The organism is Binatus sp. (SeqCode) (genome assembly GCF_050013435.1).
In the GTDB taxonomy this organism is placed as follows: domain Bacteria; phylum Desulfobacterota; class Binatia; order Binatales; family Binataceae; genus Binatus.
On sequence record NZ_JBEKFG010000027.1, the window covers coordinates 1 to 16,615 of the forward strand.

Annotated in this window: 18 protein-coding genes and 1 pseudogene; 2 read left to right on the forward strand and 17 right to left on the reverse strand. The window is 63.0% G+C overall.

What is annotated here, in order from left to right; all coding sequences use genetic code 11:
* Nucleotides 1–91: 91 nt before the first annotated feature.
* From holA to ribA, 4 genes are read right to left on the reverse strand one after another with little or no spacing between them, the layout of a single operon-like run.
* Nucleotides 92–1,162 (reverse strand): DNA polymerase III subunit delta, encoded by a 1,071-nt coding sequence (holA, locus tag ABSB13_RS07350; RefSeq protein ID WP_428106976.1) that lies wholly within the window; start codon nt 1,160–1,162, stop codon nt 92–94.
* 44 nt (nt 1,163–1,206) lie between these two features.
* Nucleotides 1,207–1,818 (reverse strand): hypothetical protein, encoded by a 612-nt coding sequence (locus tag ABSB13_RS07355; RefSeq protein ID WP_428106979.1) that lies wholly within the window; start codon nt 1,816–1,818, stop codon nt 1,207–1,209.
* The gene (gene nusB, locus ABSB13_RS07360; RefSeq protein WP_428106981.1) at nt 1,787–2,233 is read right to left on the reverse strand and encodes a transcription antitermination factor NusB; all 447 of its coding nucleotides are present in this window, start codon (nt 2,231–2,233) and stop codon (nt 1,787–1,789) included. Before nusB ends, ABSB13_RS07355 begins: the two co-directional genes overlap by 32 nt.
* 32 nt (nt 2,234–2,265) lie before the next feature.
* Complete coding sequence (gene ribA, locus ABSB13_RS07365) at nt 2,266–3,477, reverse strand: GTP cyclohydrolase II (RefSeq protein WP_428106984.1); 1,212 nt, start codon at nt 3,475–3,477, stop codon at nt 2,266–2,268.
* A 215-nt stretch (nt 3,478–3,692) separates the two neighbouring features.
* On the opposite strand from ribA, the gene ABSB13_RS07370 reads away from it, so the two are divergent.
* Nucleotides 3,693–3,941, forward strand: a complete 249-nt coding sequence (locus tag ABSB13_RS07370; protein WP_428106986.1) for a DUF1902 domain-containing protein — start codon at nt 3,693–3,695, stop codon at nt 3,939–3,941.
* Between the two features lie 600 nt (nt 3,942–4,541).
* Here ABSB13_RS07370 and ribD read toward each other — a convergent pair.
* The 8 genes and pseudogenes from ribD to ABSB13_RS07410 form a co-directional block, all read right to left on the reverse strand.
* Nucleotides 4,542–5,669, reverse strand: a complete 1,128-nt coding sequence (gene ribD / locus ABSB13_RS07375; protein WP_428106989.1) for a bifunctional diaminohydroxyphosphoribosylaminopyrimidine deaminase/5-amino-6-(5-phosphoribosylamino)uracil reductase RibD — start codon at nt 5,667–5,669, stop codon at nt 4,542–4,544.
* A 7-nt stretch (nt 5,670–5,676) separates the two neighbouring features.
* Nucleotides 5,677–6,186, reverse strand: coding sequence for a transcriptional regulator NrdR (gene nrdR / locus ABSB13_RS07380; protein WP_428106991.1), 510 nt, complete (start codon nt 6,184–6,186; stop codon nt 5,677–5,679).
* Nucleotides 6,187–6,263: 77 nt separating this feature from the next.
* Nucleotides 6,264–6,503 carry an acyl carrier protein gene (gene acpP / locus ABSB13_RS07385; protein ID WP_324094984.1) on the reverse strand — a complete coding sequence of 80 codons (240 nt, stop codon included), beginning with the start codon at nt 6,501–6,503 and terminating at the stop codon, nt 6,264–6,266.
* Between the two features lie 283 nt (nt 6,504–6,786).
* A complete protein-coding gene (locus ABSB13_RS07390; protein WP_428106994.1) occupies nt 6,787–7,236 on the reverse strand; it encodes a DUF4760 domain-containing protein in 450 nt (149 codons plus the stop codon).
* A 53-nt stretch (nt 7,237–7,289) separates the two neighbouring features.
* Nucleotides 7,290–8,237: an ACP S-malonyltransferase gene (fabD, locus tag ABSB13_RS07395; RefSeq protein ID WP_428106996.1), complete on the reverse strand. Its 948-nt coding sequence runs from the start codon at nt 8,235–8,237 to the stop codon at nt 7,290–7,292.
* A 434-nt stretch (nt 8,238–8,671) separates the two neighbouring features.
* Nucleotides 8,672–9,673, reverse strand: a pseudogene (plsX, locus tag ABSB13_RS07400) (phosphate acyltransferase PlsX); the annotation flags it as partial.
* Between the two features lie 18 nt (nt 9,674–9,691).
* The gene (rpmF, locus tag ABSB13_RS07405; protein ID WP_428106999.1) at nt 9,692–9,871 is read right to left on the reverse strand and encodes a 50S ribosomal protein L32; all 180 of its coding nucleotides are present in this window, start codon (nt 9,869–9,871) and stop codon (nt 9,692–9,694) included.
* Between the two features lie 35 nt (nt 9,872–9,906).
* Nucleotides 9,907–10,440, reverse strand: coding sequence for a YceD family protein (locus ABSB13_RS07410; protein ID WP_428107001.1), 534 nt, complete (start codon nt 10,438–10,440; stop codon nt 9,907–9,909).
* Between the two features lie 138 nt (nt 10,441–10,578).
* Here ABSB13_RS07410 and ABSB13_RS07415 point away from each other — a divergent pair, with 138 nt between their 5' ends.
* Entirely contained in the window at nt 10,579–11,838 is a 1,260-nt protein-coding gene (locus tag ABSB13_RS07415) for a glycoside hydrolase family 1 protein (protein WP_428107003.1), read from the forward strand.
* Here ABSB13_RS07415 and nth read toward each other — a convergent pair.
* From nth to rpiA, 5 genes are read right to left on the reverse strand one after another with little or no spacing between them, the layout of a single operon-like run.
* On the reverse strand, nt 11,835–12,503 hold the full coding sequence (nth, locus tag ABSB13_RS07420; protein WP_428107005.1) for an endonuclease III: 669 nt from the start codon (nt 12,501–12,503) through the stop codon (nt 11,835–11,837). The two genes, ABSB13_RS07415 and nth, sit on opposite strands and share 4 nt — an antisense overlap.
* Nucleotides 12,504–12,509: 6 nt before the next feature.
* Nucleotides 12,510–14,135: a glycerol-3-phosphate dehydrogenase/oxidase gene (locus ABSB13_RS07425; protein WP_428107006.1), complete on the reverse strand. Its 1,626-nt coding sequence runs from the start codon at nt 14,133–14,135 to the stop codon at nt 12,510–12,512.
* A 15-nt stretch (nt 14,136–14,150) separates the two neighbouring features.
* Nucleotides 14,151–15,500 (reverse strand): glycerate kinase type-2 family protein, encoded by a 1,350-nt coding sequence (locus tag ABSB13_RS07430; protein ID WP_428107009.1) that lies wholly within the window; start codon nt 15,498–15,500, stop codon nt 14,151–14,153.
* Between the two features lie 15 nt (nt 15,501–15,515).
* A complete protein-coding gene (locus ABSB13_RS07435) occupies nt 15,516–15,872 on the reverse strand; it encodes a hypothetical protein (RefSeq protein WP_428107010.1) in 357 nt (118 codons plus the stop codon).
* 40 nt (nt 15,873–15,912) lie between these two features.
* The gene (rpiA, locus tag ABSB13_RS07440) at nt 15,913–16,587 is read right to left on the reverse strand and encodes a ribose-5-phosphate isomerase RpiA (RefSeq protein ID WP_428107012.1); all 675 of its coding nucleotides are present in this window, start codon (nt 16,585–16,587) and stop codon (nt 15,913–15,915) included.
* Between the last annotated feature and the right edge of the window lie 28 nt (nt 16,588–16,615).

The following is a 16,615-nucleotide window of genomic DNA, read 5'->3' on the forward strand; positions in this document are numbered from 1 at the left end:
CACGGTGCGCCGCAAAGTTGCACGGCTGTCCTCCAGCCTGCATCGCAAGTTCGGCAAGAAAGCGTAAGCGAGCCGCTCGCACGGGCGGTTTCTAGTCGGGCGCGCTCATCAGATCGAGGATCAATCCGGCCAGCGCCGCTTCGCGTTCCTTGATTCTGCCGTTCTTGAATCCCGCATCCATCGCGCACGCGCGCCAGTAAGCGCGTTCCAGGCGCGCCAACCCGAAGCGCCGCGCCCCTTCGATTGCGCGGATCGCAAGGCCGCTTTGCGGCGCCAGCCCCAGCGCGGCGGCGACGTCGCCGGCGCCTCTTCGCGCCGCGATCATCGAGGCCGCGATCATCATTCGGCGCATCGTCGGTATGATCTCGACTGCGAGGATTTCGAAGACGTCGCGCCCGAGCGCGGTCGCGCGGCCCAACTGCGCCAGCGCCGCCGAGCCCCGGCCGCGCGCGAGGCTCTCGGCGAGTTCGAATGCTTCCGGCATCCGCCTTGCGCCCTCGTCCAAATCGCCCGGCTGCACCACCGCGCCCGGCTCGATGAAGATTGTAAGCTTGCCAAGCGCGCCGGCGATGGCGGCCAAATCTCCGCCGTGACGTGAAATAAGCATGTCGATTGCGGCAGCCGGCAGTTTTAATCCAAGCGACTGTGCGAATGCGTTCACGTACTGCTCGATCTGATTGTCGTACGGACGCATGCAGCTCACGAGCAACGCCGGCTTTTCGGCGGCGCGGCGAATCTTGGCGGGCGCGTTGTCTTTCTCGTAGAGCAGAATCAGGTTGCCGGGACCTTGCGCGGTCTCGATAGCCGCTACCAGCGCCGCCTCCGAGCCGCCGCTCCCCGAGCCGCGCGCGTCGCCGGCTTCAGCGTCCGCGCCGCTGGTCTCCGCCCGGTCGCGGCGCGATCGCAGGATTCGGCATGCGATCGCCCGCTTGGGTGCGAACAAATCGGACCCGCGGAGCTCGTTCAGCACGGCGCTGTAATCGTCGCCCGCACCGATCTGAAAGCTGCGATGCTGGCATCCGTCGGCCACCAGCTTGCGAACGATCGAATCGAGGACGTATTCGCGCAGGAATGCGTGCGGACCGAAGATCACCACCACCGGCGGGATTCGCCGTGGCCCGGCTGCTGCTCGAAGGTATGCCAGCGCCGTTTCAAGCGGCATGCGGTAGCCTCCCCTGCGCGTGGCGCCCGGCTAAAAGCGGAGAGCTAGAAGCCTTCGGCCATCTCGACGTACAGGCTCTTCGCGAATCTCTGCATCATCAGGTCGCGCCCCGCCGCCGTTTGCGTTTGCGCGACCTGGATATCGGTCATCTGAGCGATATCGCCGCTGCGCAGATTCTGCTGCAAAAAACTCGGCGTCGTGGTCACCACGTTGGTCGCCACGACTGGAACATGTTGCCCGCCGCCGACGCGCGTCGTGCTCCAGATTATCTTTTTCGTGTGCAGGTCTTTGAGCACCGCCGAGACTGTCACACTGTTGCGGTAGGTGGTCGGCTCGTACGCCGTGTTGAAGTTGATGGGCCCCTGAATAGCGAGCCTCACCACGCCCGACAGCTGGAGGTCGGCCTGGTCGGGGCTGTCCACCAGCGTGAGCCTGTGATGCATCGCGATTTCATCCTTAATGTAACGCATCAACTCCTCGTTGATTCCGGTCAAGCGTGTGAGATTGCCGAATCGCATGACGTAAATCGTCTGGGCGCTGGGCGGTAGCGCGTCACCCGAACTCGCGAAGTGATAGCCGCATCCCGAAATACACAGGACTGCGACGATCGCGAAGCCGAGCAGCCTACTCGGCCTTGGATAGCGTAATTTCCTCACCCTTCTGCTTAAGCCCCAACCGTCCGGCGATTTCGTCCAGCACCCCGTTGACGAAATGTCCCGACTCGATGTCGCCGTAGCATTTCGCCAGTTCGATCGCTTCGTCGATCGTAACCCGCGCCGGAATGTCTTCCATCCTGAGCAATTCGTAGAGCGCGATTCGCATCACGTTGTGATCGACGCGCGACAGCCGTTTGACCGACCAATGCTCCAGCGCGTCCGCCAGCAGCTTGTCGAGCGCCGGCTGCTCGCGGCGCACTCCCTCCATCAACTGGACGGCGAACTTGCGCGCGCTCTCCTCGGCCGGAAAACTTTCGAACAGCGCGGTCAGATCGTCGCTGCTGGCGCCGCCGCAGATGTCGATCCGGTACAGCGCCTTGAGCGCGAGCTCGCGCCCCTGATGTCTTAGTCCCATGGCAATTCAACAGCCGCAGACGGCTTACTCTCTCAACTACTCAGCTTCAGTTCCGAGAACAGATGGCCGAGTTTCTCTTTTTTGGTCTTCAGGTACCCGATGTTTCCCGCATGCGGCGTGACCTCGATCGGCACCCGCGAAACGCTCACCCCGTAACGGCGCAGGCTTTCTATCTTGTGCGGATTGTTGGTCAGCAACTGCACCTCGCCGACGCCGAGATCGCGCAGAATTTGCGCGCCGATTCCATAATCGCGCAAGTCCTCGTCGAAGCCCAGATGCAGGTTCGCTTCGACGGTGTCCATCCCCTTGTCCTGCAGCGCGTATGCGCGAATCTTGTTGCCCAGCCCGATTCCGCGGCCCTCCTGGTGGAGATAAATCACCACGCCGCAGTCCGCCGCCATGATTCGCTCGAGCGCCTCCTGCAGTTGCTCACCGCAGTCGCATCGCGCCGACGCAAACACGTCGCCGGTCAGGCATTCCGAATGGAGCCGCACCAGCGCGGGGCGTCCGCCGCCGACCTGGCCCTTGATCAGCGCCAGATGCTCGCGGCCATCGACGACGTTGCGGAAGATGACGGCCCGCAGCACGCCGCCATCGACGGGAAACGGCTGCTCGGAAACGCGCTGGACCAGAACTTCATTCGTCAGGCGATACGAAACCAGTTCCTTGACGTAACAGATGGGGATGGAATGGCGCGCCGCAAACTCGCGCAGCTCCTCGAGCCGCGCGGCCTCGCCGTCCTCGCGCAGTATCGTGCATAGCGCCGCGACCGGACTTACCCCCGCCGATCGCATCAGGTCCACCGCGCCTTCGGCGCGCCCAATCCGCACCATCACGCCCCCGCTCAACGCCATCAGCGGTAAAATGTGGCCGGGCATGACGAAATCGTCACGGCGGGATTCGCCGAACGCCGCCACCGAAATCACCCGCGCGCGGTCGCTCGCCGAAATGCCGGTGGTGGCGCCTTCGCGCGCGTCGATCAGCACGCCGGCCTGCTCTTTGGAATCGCCGTTGTCGGTCGAAGGTTGGAGCGGAATTCCAAGCTCGCGGAATCGCTTGTCGGGAATCGCGACGGAGATCACGCCGCGGGCCTCGCGCGCCATGAAATTGATGTCGTCGGGCGTGATCTTATCAGCCGCCATCACGAGGTCGCCTTCCGCGTCCTCGCGCTCCTCCGCAATCATCACGACCATCTTTCCGTCGCGCAACGTGGAGAAAATTTCTTCTAATGAAGCCGATGCCATCTGATTCAATTCAACGATGGCGATATTATCACCGGGTCGATGGCCTAACCAGTGCGCCCCGCCAGGCCAACGCGACGGCGCACACTTCCCGCGATGATGGAGCCGGTGTTGCGCGGCTTCCAGTACTTACGCCCTTTACGGTATTCTTGCTTTATCAAGCAAGGGTGGCGCGGCCTGACACGGCCCAACGCCTTCAACCCGGAAGGGTGTTTCTGATGAAAAATCGATTCAGCGTTCAAGTGACTTGGGATGCCGCGGCCGAAATGTGGGTGGCGGACAGCGACGACATCCCCGGCTTGGCGGCCGAAGCCCCCGACGACAAATCGTTATGGGAAAAACTTGAAGGCCTGATTCCCGAACTGCTCGCTTTGAATGACGTGAGTTTAGACCCCAAGCACGACATCGAAGTTATGCTCAATTTTCACCCGCGAAAGGAACGGATTCAGCTACCGAACGCGGCGTAGATGTCCAGCTATACGCCGCGCGTTAAGGTAATTCTTAAGCGTCATCACTGTAGATACGACAGGCCCGGGAAGGGCGATCACCAAATCTGGTACAGCCCGATTAACGGGCATAAGTTTCCCGTTGATTCCAACATCCGTTCGCGCGATCTGGCCAACGTCGTCCTCAAGCAGGCCGGGATCACCGATGAACGATTCAACTGAATGAAGCCCCGCCGCATTGTCGTGCTCGCATTCTGAGCGATGTTGTCGTTCACTCGGTTTGCGCTGCTCCGGATCGTTCCACTAGCAGCGATCATAGGCGTTCTCAATGCGCTTGCCTCACACAGGCATCGCTTGCTGTCACGCGACTGGTGGCTTGGAGACCTGAAGGAAATGACTGGAGTCTATGCTGTCCAGTTTCTGATCGCTCTGATCGTTTTTGTTGCAGCGAAAGCCATTGTGACGCCGCACGAACCGCCAGAACGGCCGTGACGGAAATGGTTACCCTAAGATAAGGGGTTTCCGCGGCGTTCCTGCGAAATTAAGACAGTCGCCTACTGAAATTCAGGCACTCAGCCCCGAATTGAGAAAGTATCCGGCGCGGGGGCGGGCGCGCCAATTTCAGCCGCTGACGCGGGCCTCCAGCAACCAGTCGTCGCCGACCGGGCGCGCCGAGAGATCGGAAAGCGCGAGCGCATCGCGCACGCGGCGCGATTTCATCGCGTCAATCGCGGGAAGTCCCTCCCCTAAGATTTTCGGCGCGACGAAGAATGCCACTCGATCCACGATACCCGCGCTTAACGCCGAGCCGGCCAGATTCGCGCCCCCTTCGATCAACACGCGGCACCATCCGCGCCGCCCAAACTCGCGCATCAAACGCCCCAGCTCGATCTTGCCGTCACGCGCCGCGACCGCAATCACTTCGACTCCCGGTCGTTCATATTTTCGGCGGGCGCGGGCGAGATTCCCGGGCGTGGTGACCAGGATAGCCGACGCGCTCGATCGCTCCCGATATACCCGCGACGCCGGCGCCGTGCGCAGGCACGCATCGATAACGACCCGAGCCGGATCGCGCCCGCCCGCAATTCTGCACGTCAGGCGTGGATTGTCCGCTATCACGGTCCCTGCACCGACCATCACGGCGTCGCATTCGCGGCGCCACCGATGCACCATTTCACGCGACGGCGGCGAGCTGATCCATCGCGAATCGCCGCCGGCAGCCGCAATCCGGCCGTCCATCGACATCGCGAGCTTGAGTATTCCCATCGGCCGCCCGTGGGTTATCCGCGTGATGAACCCTTCGTTCACCGCTTGCGCTTCGGCTTCGAGCACTCCGGCCGCGACCTCGATCTTCGCGCGCTTGAGGATTGCGATTCCGCCCCCTCTGACGCGCGGATCGGGATCCACGCATCCGATTACGACGCGCTTGACGCCCGCCGCGGCCAGCGCGTTCGCGCATGGCGGCGTCTTGCCGAAATGCGCGCACGGCTCGAACGATACGTATGCGGTCGCGCCGCGAGCCAGCGCGCCCGCATCCGCAAGCGCCTGCGTTTCGCCGTGCGGACGCCCGCCCCGGCCCGTGACGCCGCGGCCGACGACTTTCCCGCCGCGCACGATTACGCATCCTACCGTCGGATTTGGAGTGGTCAGGCCCAGCCGATCGCGTGCCAGCGCGAGCGCCTCGCGCATGAAGCGTTGGTCCCCAGTCGCGGCCTTGTCGAGAGCCCGCCGCCTGGCAGATGCAAGCATTCCCGAATCAGGAGGCGGGGTCGCTTTTCTTATCACCGGCGGCGCGCGGTGCGGGCGCTTGCTTGCGCTGATTGATCAGGTCTTCGAGCTCGTGCATGAACTCGTCGATGTCTTTGAACGAGCGATAGACCGACGCGAAGCGGACGTACGCGACCTGGTCGATCTTGTGCAGCTCGTTCATCACGGCCGCCCCGATCGCATTGCTTGCGACCTCGCGGTCGCCCTTATCGGCCATCGCGGTCTCGATGTTGTTGGCAATCTGCTCGATCGTTTCCATCGAGACCGGCCGCTTTTCGCAGGCGCGCTTGAGGCCCGCGATTATCTTGGCGCGGTCGAATGGCTCGCGGCGGCCGTCTTTCTTCACGACCATCGGGGCCGCTTCTTCGACCCGCTCGTAGGTGGTGAAACGCCGCTTGCATGCCGAGCACATGCGGCGGCGCCGAATCAACATGGCGTCGTTCGAGAGCCTCGAATCGACGACCCGGTTGCCACGATTGCGGCAGAATGGACACCGCATAGTCTAGCTCCGGGTCCAGCCGGCGAAACGCCGCGGACCTGACGATTTATAGCGAGCGGGTTTTGGGTCGCGCAGCTTCAGCTCTTGTGAGCCTCGATATAGGTGACGACGTCCTTGACGGTGCGGATCTTCTCGGCGTCCTCGTCGGAGATTTCGATGTTAAACTCCTCTTCCAGCGCCATTACCAACTCGACGATATCGAGCGAATCCGCGCCGAGATCCTCGATGAACGAGGCCTCCGGAGTTACTTCGTCGGCGGCCACACCCAGCTGCTCGCTTATCTTCTCGCGAACTTTGGTTTCGATGTCTTGAGCCATCGTGCTCTCGTTCCTCCTGGCAGCGAGCCGTGATTAGGCCGCCAACAAATATTCTAACATTATCCCCGTGCCGCGAAGACCAGAGGTAACGGCCAGGGGATCGCGATCAAATTATCAGCGCAGCATAAGGACTAAAAGCCGCCGACGCAAGGCGGCGCTCAGGCCTTGGCGGCGGGCAGGTTCCGATTCGTCGACCCCGCACTGTTCACTTGCGGCGCGTACTTGTTCGTTTCAGAGTTTTTCGGCCACCGCCTCTTCGATTTCGTTCTTCCATGATTCACGCTCACTTCTTGATTCGCTTGTCTCGCATCTCGATCAAATGCTTTGCGAGTCGCTCAAAATATCGGAAATATGTCGGGTCGTCCTCTGCACCCCGAACCGAACCGATCGCCCTCCGGATGTGCTCATCTTCCCATGCATCGATAATTGAGTCACCCAGGATCTCATCAACCAATTCCACATCTACCAAGTTACGATGAAAATACAGTCCGATTTCTTCAAAGAACCCAAGATAGTCATCGATCTCATCGTCGGTTAGAGGTTCTTTCTTGATACTGATTTGTCGCAGGTTTTCGTCTTCACTGAATTCCCGTCTGAATCGCTCGAAACTTTGAATCTGAAATCTGAGCAATTCTCTTTTGGTCGCCAGACGATGGCCGAGAAATTGCGCCGCTATCGCCGTCGCGGCGCCAACAATCGCGCCGACAAGGCCACTCAGTAGGATCGCGTCCATACGCTGGACAGAACCCTACTCCAATATGCATTTTTTCAAAACCGTCTACTAACTCAGGCCTTGGCGGCAGCAGCCGGCTGCGACAGCGCCTTCAATGATGCGAGATCCTCAAGCGGGCGCACCCGAATCGTCCGATACATCCGGCGCATCATGCCCATCAGCACGCGGCCGCAGCCGAATTCGATCGCGTCGGTGACGCCGCAGCGGGCGACCAGGCCCATCGATTCTTCCCATCTTACCGGCGCGGTAATCTGTTCAAGCAGCAGCGCCGCGACGCGGGCGGGATCGCGATTCACCTCAGCGGTGACGTTCGCGATCACGCCGAACTTGAACTCGCCGACCCGGATTGCGCGCAACACCGGTTCCATCCCGTCTCGCGCCGGCTGCATCAGCGCACAATGAAAGGGCGCGCTGACCTTCAACTCCACCGACATCGAGGCGCCCCGCTCCTTGGCAATCTCCAGCGCGCGGCGGACCGGCGCCGCATGCCCGGCGATAACCACCTGGCCGGGCGCGTTGAGGTTCGCGGGCACGGCGAACTTGCCGTCGCCGGTGACTTCCGCGCAGATTGCCTCCACCTGTTGCAGCTCGAGCCCTATCAGCGCGGCCATCGCGCCCTGTCCCGGCGGCACCGCCTCCTGCATCAAGCGCCCGCGCTCGCGCACCGCGCGGATCGCATCGGCAAACCCGATCGCCCCGGTCGCGACCAGCGCGCTGTATTCGCCAAGACTGTGACCCGCCGCGATTTCCGGCTCGCCGCCGATTTCCTTGCGATAGACGCGCAGCGCCGCGATCGACGCCGTCACGATGGCGGGTTGCGTGTTGGCGGTCAGTCGCAGTTGATCTTCCGGCCCTTCGAAGCAGAGCGTGGAAAGCGCAAACCCAAGCGCGTCGTCGGCTTCCTTGAACGTCTCGCGCGCGACCGGGAAACTATCGGCGAGTTCCTTGCCCATCCCGACCCGCTGCGATCCCTGGCCCGGAAAAAGAAACGCCAACTTCATCTAATCCCGGCGCCTCACGACTCGCCCTTCGGGCGATCTGCAGGATGCGCGCCCGCATCCGATTCGTCGCGCGGGCGCAGCTCGCCTGACTTGTGCGGCTTGTCGGCGCTCGGCGCCGTGCCGTTCAACAGCGTCGATGCGGCGCCGGTGTCGGCGGGTTCGCCGCGCGCTTCATCCTTATCGGAGTCGCTGTCGCGCGAGCGGGAGTGTGTAGATTCGTAGCTGGCGCGTTCAAATTTGGCCGCCTCGGCATGATGGTCCGCGCCCTGCTCCGAGGACCGCTCGCGCACCGCGCCCGCGTCGCGATCCGGCGCGGGATGCGAGTCGTCGCGCTTGGCCGACTCGGCTTCCTTGTCGCGGCGATGCAACCGCTCGCGCATTTTGCCGAACAATGCCCTGATTCCCTTGCCGGCTGCCGGCTTGACCGGCCCCGCGGGTTGAATCTTGGCGAGAATTTCCAGAATTTCGGCGTTCACACGATGCACCAGATGCTCGTTCGCCGCGGCTCGAATTGCATTGCGAATTGCCCTGGGGTCCGACGAACCGTGCGCGATGATCGACACGCCGTTGACGCCCAGCAGCGGCGCACCGCCGTATTCCGACGGATCGACCCGCTCGCGCATCGCGGTGAGATTCTTCCTCACCAGCAGATACGCCAGCCGCGCGCGCCAGCTTCCACCAAAAACCCCGCGCAGGCCGCCGAGCAGGAACGACGCGAATCCCTCCATCGTCTTGAGCGCGACGTTGCCCGTGAATCCATCGGTGACGACGATATCAACCTTCGCCCGGTTGATGTCGCGCCCCTCGACGTACCCGACGTAGTGCACGTAGGTCGGCATCTGCTCGAGCATCGCGGCCGCCGCGCGCGTGATGTCGGTACCCTTCGAGCTTTCCTCGCCGTTGGAAAGAATCCCGACGCTCGGCCGCGAGACGTTGCGCACGTATCGCCAGTACACGCTTCCCATCACGGCGAATTGAACAAGGTTGATCGGCTTCACGTCGGTATTTGCGCCCGCGTCGATCAGCAAGCCGAATCCTTCGCTGGTCGGGACGAGTGCCGCGATCGCGGGCCGATCGACATAGGTGAGATTGCCCAGGATCATCATCGACGCCGTCATCACGGCGCCCGAATTCCCGGCGCTGACAAATGCGCTGGCCTCGCCGCGCTTGACCAGATCGAGTCCGACGTGAATCGACGACCGCGGTTTGGACAGCACTGATTCCAGCGGCGAATCGTCCATCAGGACGACTTCGGGCGCGTGTTCGATTCGGATTGGCAGGTTGGCGGCTTCGTGGTCGGCGAGCTCGCGGGCAAGGATCTCGCCGTCGCCCACCAGCACGACCTCGATGCCGAAGTCGCGGGCTGCCAGGACGGCGCCCTCAACGGTCGCCTTGGGAGCGAGATCACCGCCCATCGCGTCGAGCGCGATTTTCACGGTCGTACTCCGCCGCGCCTATTCCTTTATCTCGACGAGTTGGCGGCCGCGGTAGGAGCCGCAATGGCGGCAGATGCGATGCGGCATCACGGGCTCGCCGCACGACGCGCAGGAGCCGGGATTGACGGCGCGGAGCGCATCATGCGCGCGGCGCATGTTTTTCTTCGAGTGCGAAGTACGGCGTTTGGGTGCTTGCATAGCGAATTACTTCCTAAATGTTGAGGTTGAGCTTATCAGGTGCGCGGTAGTTTAAGCGACCGGATGGCATCCATGCGCAGATCGGGGATTTCCACGCGGCATCCGCACGTGCTGCGATTGAGATTTACGCCGCAATGCGGACACAGACCGCGGCAGTCCTCCCGGCAAAGCGGACGCGTCGGCAATGCGAGCAGGACTTGCTCGCGAATCAGCCCGCTCAAGTCCACCTCGTCGCCCTCGTAGAGCGAGAATTCCAGGTCTTCCGCGCGAAGATTGTCGTCGTCGTATCCGATCGACTTGGGTGACAGCACGAAGCGAAACGGACGATCGCCGGCCGCGTCGAAATCCTCGGCGCATCGCGCGCACACGGCCCCGGTGCGGGTCTTGAGCATGCCCGCGAAGAACAGTTCCGTCCCCGCGCGATAGAACGACACCGACACTTCGACCGGTCCTTCCAGGTGATACTCGCGGATCGGTCCCTCCCCCAGGATACGGTTGATTTCCTGCTCCGGCTCGGCGAACGCCATCTCTTTGGCATCCGCCGTTATGTCCTCGATTCGGATTTTCACCGTTCACGTGACGCCTTGGACGGGATAATGGAAAGGGAATTATTGCATTTCGAGCGCGATGTTCAAATAGTGGGTTGGCGGCGGCGCGGCTTTCGCTGTAACGTCGGAAAAATTTCATCCTTATAAGGTAGATTAGCGATGCCAACCGAGCGCTTCACTTTCCCCGCCAATTTCCTCTGGGGAACCGCCACTGCCGCCCATCAGGTCGAGGGCGGCAACATCAACAGCGATTTCTGGGTGCTCGAGCATGTCCCCGGCTCTCCGTTCGTCGAGCCGTCCGGCGACGCTTGCGACCAGTACCATCGCTACGCCGACGACATTGCGATGCTGGCGCGGCTCGGCTTCAACACCTACCGCTTTTCGATTGAATGGGCCCGTATCGAGCCCGAGCCGGGCGAGTTTTCGCGCGCCGCGCTGGACCATTACCGCCGCGTGCTCGCCTGCTGCCACGAGCACAAGATCACGCCGGTGGTAACCTTTCATCATTTCACTTCGCCGCGATGGGTTGCCGGCGACGGGGGATGGGAAGAGAAAAAAACCGCGGAGCGATTCGCCCGATATTGCGAGCGCGCGGCCGCGCATCTCGGCGACCTGATTGGCGTTGCGTGCACCATCAACGAGGCCAACCTCGGCGCCTACCAGTATCTGCTCGGCGCGATGCCGCTGAAACTCGACCCGTCGCGGCTGGAATGGTTTGCGGAGGCGGCGCGGCGCATCGGCGCCGATCCTAATCGCTTCGCGCCGTATCTGATGTGCGATCAAATGAAGGCGCGCGACACGATGCTCGAGGCGCATCGGCTGGCCGCCGCCGCGCTCAAATCGTCGCGCGGCAAATTTCCGGTGGGAATTTGCCTTGCGCTTGGCGACCTCCAGGCCATGCCTGGTGGCGAACAGCGGCGCGATTACATCAAGGCCGAATGCCAGGATATTTTCTACGAGGCGGCGCGCGGCGACGATTTCATCGGCGTGCAGACCTACACTCGCGATCGCATCGGCCCTGACGGCGCCCTGCCCCCGGAAGCCGGCGTCGAGACAACACTGATGGGCTACGAGTTCTGGCCCGAAGCGCTGGAAGCCAACATCCGCCAGGCAGCCGCGATCGCCAAAGTTCCGGTGATCGTCACCGAGAACGGCATCGGCACCGACAAGGACGATCGCCGCATCGAGTATGTGCGGCGCGCACTCAACGGTGTTGCGCGATGCATCCGCGACGGAATCGACGTTCACGGCTACTGCTACTGGTCGCTGCTCGACAATTTCGAATGGAACTCGGGTTATCGGCCGACTTTCGGACTGGTCGCCGTCGATCGTGAGACTCAAGCGCGCTCGCTCAAGCCCAGTGCGAAATGGCTCGGCGATATCGCCCGCGCCGGCGCGATCGACGCGGACCTTCGCTAGCCGCGCGGCGCGGTCCGCACTCCGATCTTCGGGCAATCCGCGGCCAGCGCGCAGACCTCGCAAGCCGGCTTGCGCGCGCTACATAGCTGGCGCCCGTGGATTATCAGCCGCATCGAAAACATCGTCCAATCGCCGGCCGGCAGGATCTTCTGCATGTCGATTTCAATCTTTGCGGGATCGGTGCGCCTGGTGAATCCCATCCGATAGGTCAGCCGCCGCACGTGCGTATCCACGACGAAGCCCGGCTTGCCGTGAATATGCCCGAGAATCACGTTCGCGGTCTTGCGCCCGACTCCCGGGATTTTTACCAGCGCTTCCATCTCGGATGGAACCTCGCCGCCGTAGTCCTCGACGATCTTCCTGGCGGCTCCGATCAGCGAGCGGGTTTTCTGGCGAAAAAATCCCGTCTTGTGGATCAACTCTTCGACGCGCCGGCGGTCCGCCGCCGCCATCGCGCGCGCGTCGGGATACTCGCGAAAAAGTCCGGGCGTTACCCGATTGACGCCCACGTCGGTGGACTGCGCCGAGAGGATCGTCGCCGCCAGGCATTGCCACGGCGTTTCGAAGTCAAGCGTGATGCGCGCCTCGGGATACAGTTTCGCAAGCATGCCCGCAACTCTGCCCGCGCGCTTTTTCAAATTTGCGATTGATTCGCGTGCCGCCACGAATCCTCAGGCGATGGCGCGGCGGCTCTGCTGCTCGTGCGTGAAGCCGGCGACTTCGGCGTCCTCGCGGGCGCGATCCCATCCGAGTTCAGCCGCCATGATTCGCGCGACGGCAGGCGCCGCCGCTTCCGCCTCGACCGGCGAACGCCACGACAACGACGTGCGCCGAATCAGAAAGTCGCCGACCGAATGCGCCATCTCGCTGCCAACGGCGTGGACCACCTCCGCCGCGATCGCGGGACAGCCGCGCGACAGCGGCTCGGCCAGCTCAGGGCGCCTGGCTGCGATTCCCGCGACCAGCGGCGCGCGCGTCCCGTAACGCGCTTTGAGGATTTCAGCGGCCGCCGCCGGGATGGTGCGCATCGCCGCGCCGATGCCCGGTTCGTCGCCCGGGAGCAGTGGCCGCGCGCCGGGAAACGGCGTCGCGAGCGTTGGGCAAACGCCCACCGGGCGTCCGAGGCGCTGCATCACAAGATCGACGAGCTTCTGCGCAATCTCGCGATGCGTCGTAAACTTTCCTCCCGCCACCGTGATCAGCCCCGACGAACTCTCGAGTATCACTTCCTCGCGCGGCACCGACGACGGCGCCGCCGCCCCCTTCTCCGCCCTGACCAGCGCGCGCAGTCCGGCGAAGCTGGTCGCCAGATCGGCATTCTTGAGCTTGATCCCCGGCAGACTCTCGGCCAGCACCGCGAGCAGATATTCGATGTCGTCCGGCTCCGTCCTGACGCTTGCGGGATCGCCCGCGTAATCGGTGTCGGTCGTGCCCACCAGCACGTAACGGTCATGCGGCATCACGAACACGATTCGGCCGCGCTCGTCGGCGAGCACGATCGATTCGCGCACCGGCAGAACCGCTCGCGCAAACACCAGGTGCACGCCCTTGGTCAATCGCACGCTCGGCTTCGACGACGGATCGTCCATCCGCCGAATCTCGTCGACCCACGGGCCGGCCGCGTTCAGAAATGTTTTGGCGCGCAGCTCAAGGCTGACGCCGCCGGGCAGATCGCGCACGCCGGCCGACACGATCTTGCCGTTGCTCGGGCTTAAATTTTCGACCGCCGCGTAATTGGCGACCGCCGCGCCGTGCAAATCCGCGTCGAGCACGTTCTCGAACGTGACGCGCGCGTCGTCGGCCCACGCGTCGAAGTACATCGCGCCGCCGGTCAATCCGTCCCTGCAAAGCGCGGGCTCGGTCTCGCGCACCTCGGCGGCGTTTAGACTCGAGTGCCACTCTTTGAACGGCATCCCGGCGAACAGGTCGTACAGCGTCAGTCCCATCGCCATCGTGAAACGATTGAAGCCGCGCCCCCGATACACCGGAAACAGAAATTGAATCGGATGCACCAGGTGCGGCGCGGTGAGATGGCGCAAGCGCTCGCGCTCGCGCAGCGCCGCGTGCACGAGTTTGAACTGTCCCTGCGGAAGATAGCGAAAGCCGCCATGAATCAGCTTCGACGATCGCGACGACGTGGCGCACGCGAAATCGCCGCGGTCTATTAGCGCAACACGCAGTCCCCGCATCGCGGCGTCGCGCGCGACGGCCGCGCCATTGATACCCGCGCCGATTACCGCGAGATCGAATTCCTCGTCGCGAAATCTCGCCAGACTCTTTTGACGGTTTAGCGTCATCAATCGGCCCCTGCCTCAGTAATTCACCACAGCCACAAGAATGTCGCTAACGTTGGTCCCGGTCGGACCCGTGACGAACAGCCCGCCCGCCGCCTTAAAGAAGTTATACGAATCGTTGCGGATCAACGCGGTCGCGGCGCTGACTCCGGCGCGATCGCCGTCGGCGACCGTGCCCGGCGACGCGAATGCTCCAGCCGCGTCGGTCGGCCCGTCGATTCCGTCGGTGCCCGCGAACAACGCCGTGATTCGACGCACGCCTCCGATCTCCGACAGTTCGATAGCAGCCGCCAGCGCGCATTGCTGGGCGCGTCCACCCCGCCCGCCGCCGCGCACCGTCACGACCGGCTCGCCGCTTGCCATCGCGCATACCCGCTCGCGCGTGACCTCGCACAGGGACTTCGCAATCGCGACGCCGACGTCGTTGGCCTCGCCACGCATCTCGTTGTATCGATCCGGATGATACCCCAGCGCAGCCGCGGCCCGTTCGGCGCCCTCGAGTGCAACCTCACCGTCGCCAATTATCACGTTGGTCACGCGTTCGAGAATCGGGTCGTTGCACTTTACCGTCGCGTCGGTTTCGCCCGCCATCGCGCGCTCCAGGTACGCGCGCACAGCCTCGGGCGCGCGCCCCCAGACGTTGCGCAGCTTCATCACCGCGACCGCGTCGCCGAAGCTGCTCCAGTCACAAGCAGTCAGGCCCGAGCCGATAGTCGCCAGGTCGTTGCCCGGCACGTCGGACAGGATCAGCCCAAGCACGCGCGCGCCGCCGCAATGGCGAATCAGCCGTCCGCCCTTCACGGCCGAAAGATGCTTGCGCACGACATTGAGCTCGCGAATCGACGCGCCGGCTTTGAGCAATGCTTGATTAACCGCCATCTTGTCCGCCAGCGCTATACCTTCGGCCGGCCAGGTGAACATCGCCGACGCGCCTCCGCTCAGCGCGACAATCACCAGGTCGTCCGCCGCCGCCCCATGCAACATTTCGCACGCCGCATGTGCCGCGGCCTCGGATGACTCGTCGGGTACCGGATGGCTCGACGCGAGGACGCGCACTTTTTTCAGTATTAAGGCCTGCTCCGTTGTCGCAGCTTTTGGGATGACAGCGATCGCGTCGGCGACCTTGTCGCCGATGCGGCGTTCGATCTCGCGCGCCATCGGGGCCGCCGCCTTGCCCACCGCCAGCATCCAGACTCGCGACGCGCCCGCGATCAAATCGGGAACATGATCCGCACCGTGGCATCCGCCGTCCATCGCGCGCCCGACGAGCCGGGCGGGATCGACAGCCGCGACGGCCGCGCGATAGATCGTTTCCAGGTCCGCCCGCGCTACTTTGTCGGAATCGGAATCTGTAGCCGGTGAGCTCACGTTATCGGCGACGCGTCACTTGGCAGCAGGGATGAACCCAAGAATGACTAAGCCGACAATGCCCAAAAGGAGCCCGCCATACAAACCGTAAGGCAATCCGTAAGCGCCGTACCTCGGAACTATCACAAGCTCGTAAGCAGCCAATGCGAACCAAAGAATCGAGCCATAAATGAAGAAGTTCCTCACGCCCGTTCTTAGAGACCATATAGCAATTGGTGTTACGAGGATCGAAACCACCGTGCTGCCAAGAAGGGCGACGGGAACCACACCAGGCAGGCAAAGTGTGCTGAACAAAAAATAACGTCCAGTAACGCCAGCAGCAAATAGCAATCCCAAAGTCACGCAAGCAATCCAACTGATTGCCGCTGCCAACAGCATCCTATTCAACATGCTGCTCGTCGTGCGCACGTTGCTAGCGCTTGAGGACGCGGATTTTTCCCGATGACTCCGCGACCAGGACGACATCCGCCATCGCGACGAACAACCCCGTGCCGACCACGCCCGGAATCGCCAGCAGATCTCGATCGAGCCGGGCAGGATTGGCAATCTTCTTCACCGCGCAGTCGAGAATCCAGTTGCCGCTGTCGGTAACGAATTCCTTTCCGCCGTTTTCGCGAATTCGCGGCTTCATCCCGAGCGCTTTGATCTTCGCCATTGCGAGCACCACGCCGAACGGGATCACTTCCACCGGGAGGCTCCCGCGATGCCCGAGTTTCGGCACCAGCTTTTCCTCGCCGACCAGCACGACGAAGCGGCGCGACGACGCGGCCACGATTTTTTCGCGCACCAGCGCGCCGCCGTAGCCCTTGATCAGATTGAGGCGCGGATCGACCTCGTCCGCGCCGTCGAAGTCGGTGTCGATTTTTCCCGCGTCGGCCAGCGTGACGATCGGGATTCCCACCGAGCGGCCCAGTAGCTCGCTCGCGCTGGAAGTCGGCACTCCGCGAACCTCAATCTGGCTGGCTCCCAGAACCCGAATGAAGGCGTTGGCCGCCCTGCCCGTCCCAAGCCCGATGGTATGCCCGGGCTTGACGTAGCGGAGCGCATATTGACCGAGTGCGTCCAGCGATTTGTCGTCAGCAGCCATCGTTATTGGCTCTTGTGGTGTGTACTAA